Origin of the sequence: Hymenobacter nitidus, from assembly GCF_020447315.1 — a bacterium.
GTDB classification, from domain to species: domain Bacteria; phylum Bacteroidota; class Bacteroidia; order Cytophagales; family Hymenobacteraceae; genus Hymenobacter; species Hymenobacter nitidus.
The window spans coordinates 1-4993 of record NZ_JAJADQ010000025.1 but is presented as its reverse complement, the minus strand read 5'-3'; the positions used below and the strand labels follow the sequence as shown (position 1 = coordinate 4993).

The window sequence follows — 4993 nt, the reverse complement described above, 5'->3', positions numbered from 1 at the left end:
ACCTGCAACTCGGCCATGAACATTGCCGGCGGACACGACGTCTACTACCACGACAACCGCATCATCATGGCTGGCCTCATGCCCGATGGCACGACCAAGCTTCCTACGGCTTACACCGGCATTGCCATTTTTAACTATTATAAGCAGGATAAATTCACGAATCTGAAGGTCGATAAGAATACGATTGGCTACGTGCACTGGGGCCGCAACAACCCCTACGCCAACCGCCAGGATGAGGGTGACTACGGCATTCAGATCATTACTAACACCCAGCACCTGCCCAACCCCATTACCCAGCAGACCGAACGGGACGAATACACCCGCTGGCTCGGCAAAGTGCGGCAGCTGGGCTTGACCATTGGCCCAGTGGCGCCGAAGGCGCCGTAGCCCAGGCGCACAGCTTATTGCGTTTCTGATACTATAAGAAAAAGCCCGCTGGTCGTAACCGGCGGGCTTTTTCTTGCAACGGTGTGTTGAGGCTGGCGGCTAGCGGCTGAAGACGCCATCGACCTGCAGCAGGCGGCCGGTTTCGGGGTGGCTGTGGCCGGGAATAAGGGTGAGCAGCGTGCCGAAGCCCAGGGAATGCAGATAGTCCATCATTTCATTGTAGAGCATTTCGCCGTTGTAGAGCTCAATGAGCGACATTTCCAGCTGAATCAGGGAGACGTGGGGCAGGAAGGAATTGGCGCCGGCCAGCACGTACTTCTCGAAGCCCTGCACGTCAATCTTGAGCATAATGGTGCTTTCCTCGTACTTGGAACCGTACTCGTACCAGAAGTCGTTCAGGGTGCGCACCTGGATTTCTTCCTTGCCGATGTAGGCCGATTCCGGGGCCGAGTCCAGGTGACTCTCGAGCATGGGCAGCAGAGAGCTGCTGTGCGAGTTCTGCGACAGGTTGATGGTGGTCGTGCCGGGCACCTCGCCGAAAGCGTAGTGAAAAGCGTGCCACTTGGGGTCGGCGCTGGCGGCCTGGCGCAGGTGCTGGTAAGCGGCCTGCTGGGGCTCAAACGAGAGAATCTCGCCCTGGTAGCCATGGTCGCGCAGCTCCTCGCCAAACTGGCCGATGTTGGCCCCGATGTCGAAAACCAGATCAATGCCGTGGTGCTGCATCAATTGGCCCCGCTGGTCGAGCAGCGTGGTGGCCAGGTGCGGATAACGAACAATATCAACGCCAACGGAACGGGTTACGGACCGCGCAGTTCGAGCAAAGCTTTTAATGATGGAATCCATAAAGTCTGGTGAAATGTGATGAGAGGACAGAAACGTGAATGAGTAGCACTATTTAATAAAATTATATTATTAATAAAAATATTTATATCAAATAAGCCTATCATTTTAGGAGCCTTTACCTCTAATCTGGGCGCGTGCTAATAAGGGTACACAGACTGATAATACTTCACCGTTTCCTTGATGCCTTCCGAGAAGTCGGTGAAGCGGAAATTGGGTAGCATCTGCCGGAACCGGGTGTTGTCCATTACCTTTTTGGGTGCCCCGTCGGGCTTGGTGCAGTCCCACACCACCTGGCCACGGTAGTTGAATTTGCTTTGAATCAGCTTGACCAGGTCTTTCACGCTCAGGCCGTCGTTCTGGGCCAGGTTTACGGGCTGCTTCAGGCTGGGGCACGCATGATTCTGTAGCACGGCCCAGATCAGGCGGCCGAAATCGGGGGCGTAGAGCCATTCCCGGATAACGGCACCCGTGCCCCACACCGACAGTTCGGGCTGGTCGGTCAGCTCGGCCTTCACGAACTTAGAAATCAGTGCGTTCAGGGCGTGGGCCTTGTTAGGGTCGGTGGAGTCGTAGGGGCCGTACATGTTGGGCGTCAGCAGGTGGATGCTGCGCACGCCATACTGCATTTCGAAGCACTCGGCCGTGGCCCAGAGCAGGCGGCGGCTGGTGCCGTAGCTAAGCACTGAGCGGTGAATATGGCCGTTCCACCACTCGTCTTCCCGGAAAACATCGGCGGCGGCGGGGTAGGCGCAGTTAGCAATAGGATTGATAACCACGGCCTTGGGACACACCTGCGCCACGGCCTCATACATGCCCAGAATCATGCGGGCATTGTCGGCTACTACCGTGGCGGCTTTTTCCGTGACGTAGTTGAGGCTGCCCACGTGGGCGGCGCAGTTGATAATAAAATCGGGGCAGTGCTGGCCCAGGAAGGCAGCGGTGGCAGCCGTATCCCGCAGATCCAGCCCCAGGCTCAGCGACGATTCAACCGGCTCTACCCCGCGCCGCCGCAGTTCCTGAGCCACATTACGCCCGGCAAACCCCGTGGCGCCCAAAAGAACTATCTTCATACCGACGGCTTACCAGCCCTGATTGATAACTTTAAGAATATAGGCAACCTGCTCGGAATCCATGCCGTCGTGCAGGGGAATGTGAATCTGGGTTTCGTCGAAGCGCCGCTGATTGACCAGTTCCAGACGCTTGCCCCCAAAGAGCGTGTTGTGGTCGATACCGTCGTGCACCACGGAGGCCGACACGCCCTTGGCCCGCAGCGCCCGAATAAACTGCAGCCGGTTTTCGACGTGCATCCCGAACAGCCAGTGCGCGCTTTCCCGGTCGGGGCGCTGCTCCAGCAGCTGCAGGCCGGCCACCTGCGCGAGGCCCGCGCGGTACTGCTTCACCAGGGCCCGGCGGCGCTGCATCCGCTTATGAAATCCTTCCAGATTGGCCAGGCCCAGCGCCGCCGAATAGTCGCTGAGGTGGTATTTAAAGCCGACATCCACCAAATCGTACTCCCGCTCCCCGATTTCGGAAATGGGCGAGTTGGCCCTATCGATGCCAAACCAGCGGCGGCGCATTACTTCGCGGGCCAGCTCGGGGCTGCGGGCGCACAGGGCCCCACCATCGCCGGTAGTCAGGTGCTTGATGGCCTGGAAGGAAAAGCAGGTCAGGTCGGAAATGGAGCCGATGGGCTGTCCCTGGTAGGTAGCACCGGGCGCGTGGGCCGCATCCTCAATTACGATGAGGCCGTGGCGCCGGGCAATGGCTTGAATCTCGGCCATGTCGCAGGGGTAGCCGCCCCAGTGCACGGCCATAATGGCCTTTGTGCGGGCCGTAATGCGGTGCTCGATATCAGCGGGGTCGATGTTGCCGGTTTGGTACTGAATGTCGGCAAACACCGGCTTGGCCCCCACCTGCACAATGACCAGGGCCGAGGCAATGAAGGTCTGGGGCGAGAGAATAACCTCGTCGCCGGGGCCTACGCCGGCTACTTCCAGGGCTAGGTGCAGGGCACTGGTGCCGCTGTTGAGCGCGGCCGGGTGGAGCATGCCCAGCTCCGTGCTCAGGCGTTTTTCAAATTCCTTTACCAGCTTACCCTCACTAAGGAAGGTGCTGCGCAGCACGGCCTGCACGCGTTGTGCGGCCTGGGGGTGCACAAACGTGGTAAACATAGGAATGGGGGGCGTGGCGAGTGTGGCTGGCGCCGCCGCCGGAGAGGGAAGAGTAGCGTGCTGTACCATAAAACAATAAGTGAGGAGGTGTAGTAATGCTTGTGAGGCATCTTATGCATCGAATTAAACACTAATATTTCATAAAAAAAATTTTAATAGTTACATTCTTTTGAATTGTATTCACGTAGCTGATTTCCCTCTAGCCATTAGCCCAGCCTGCTACCTATACCTGTAGCTGCGCTTGCCGCTTATTCTTGTTTGCCCATTGTCAGCTTCCTGAACTCTGGCGGCTGTGGCAACCTGCGTCAGTGCCCCGCTAGAAAGCCAGCCCATAAACAGTCCGCCCAGATCCGCTTCTGTCGTCAGGGGTTACCCTCTCAACTAAGGCTGCCTCAGCACATTACGCAGGCTGGGCCTTCCTTAGTAGTAAAATTTTGGCTTTCTCCGCGGCGCCCGTTTTTCTGCTTACGGCCGAAAAAACCCGAATCCGGGCGTTGGAGAGCAAAACCCGCAATTTGAGTGCAATAGATATATAATTTAAACACAATTACCACTTTTAGCTGCCTCCTTTGCAAATTCAACATCTTTTGTACATTTGCATTGAACCTCTTCAACCATTTTATAACTATTCACAGTTATTAAATGGTCAGGATTTTCAAAATCGGTCTACACAACGTGAATACGGCGTTTTAAATAGGACCATTTGAGAAACCGAACTAAGCTGGGCAGCTTGGCTGCCAGCAAACAGGGACGAGATGTGCAGGAAGCGTAAAAACCTCATTTAGATTCTAAAAAGAGGGATTCTAAAAATTGAGCAGCAGAGAAAGAGTAGGTTTTGGATTAGTAAGCTTTTCACCTGGCGCCGGGTCGAAGCACAGTCAGCCACTCAGAACTCATTGCTCGAACCAAGACATTCCAATTTTAGAACAATAGCACAAATTTAATTCAGGCATTCGGAACAAATTGACTTTCGACCTGGTTAAACGAATCATTCATATATAGTTCTTTTTCCAAAAAGCTCACAGAATGCAAAAAGGCACTGAAAACCATTTCTCTTCCGCGCTCAGCAACCGCTCCGGTGCACGCTTTTTGCCTTTATCGGCGATGTTGTCTTTCTTCCTGCTGCTTTTCCCCGGCTTGACCCGGGTACTGGCCCAGGCCCCCAACGTAACCTACCAGGGTCCGCTGGTAATCACCCAAGGTGGTACCTACTCGGGTAACTACCGCAGCACCGACTCCAACACGCCTGCCATCCGGGTGCAGACTACGCAGCCGGTTATCATCGAGAACTGCATCATTGCCAGCGCCGGCGACATGATTTCGGCCGTGAATGGCAGTGCCAACCTGACCGTGCGCAACAACCGCGGCTACGGTCTGGTACCAACCGTGGACAACCGCGCCCGGGGTAAGTTCCTCAACTCGCATGCCGCCCGCATGATGCGCATCGAGAACAACTACATGGAGCACACGACCGGCATTAACGTGCACACCTGGAGCGGCGACGGCACCGGTGGCCAGACGCTGACGGTTCGGTATAACCAGGCCAAGAACATCGATGCCCGCTACCGCAACGGCGGGGGCACCTTCGCCGA

At 56.0% G+C, this 4993-nt stretch carries 4 protein-coding genes and 1 pseudogene; 2 read left to right on the top strand and 3 right to left on the bottom strand.

Features of this window, described 5'->3' with window-relative positions; genetic code table 11:
- Nucleotides 1-387: hypothetical protein (locus LGH70_RS23420; protein ID WP_226190952.1), on the top strand; the 387-nt coding region annotated here is incomplete at its 5' end.
- A gap of 99 nt (nucleotides 388-486) precedes the next feature.
- On the opposite strand, the gene LGH70_RS23415 is transcribed toward LGH70_RS23420, so the two are convergent.
- The 3 genes from LGH70_RS23415 to LGH70_RS23405 form a co-directional block, all read right to left on the bottom strand.
- Entirely contained in the window at nucleotides 487-1230 is a 744-nt protein-coding gene (locus tag LGH70_RS23415; RefSeq protein WP_226190950.1) for an FkbM family methyltransferase, read from the bottom strand.
- 137 nt (nucleotides 1231-1367) lie between these two features.
- Entirely contained in the window at nucleotides 1368-2300 is a 933-nt protein-coding gene (locus LGH70_RS23410) for an NAD-dependent epimerase/dehydratase family protein (protein ID WP_226190939.1), read from the bottom strand.
- A gap of 9 nt (nucleotides 2301-2309) precedes the next feature.
- Nucleotides 2310-3401, bottom strand: coding sequence for a DegT/DnrJ/EryC1/StrS family aminotransferase (locus tag LGH70_RS23405; protein WP_226190932.1), 1092 nt, complete (start codon nucleotides 3399-3401; stop codon nucleotides 2310-2312).
- Nucleotides 3402-4505: 1104 nt separating this feature from the next.
- On the opposite strand from LGH70_RS23405, the pseudogene LGH70_RS23400 reads away from it, so the two are divergent.
- Nucleotides 4506-4993 (top strand): annotated as a pseudogene (locus LGH70_RS23400) (glycosyl hydrolase); the annotation flags it as partial.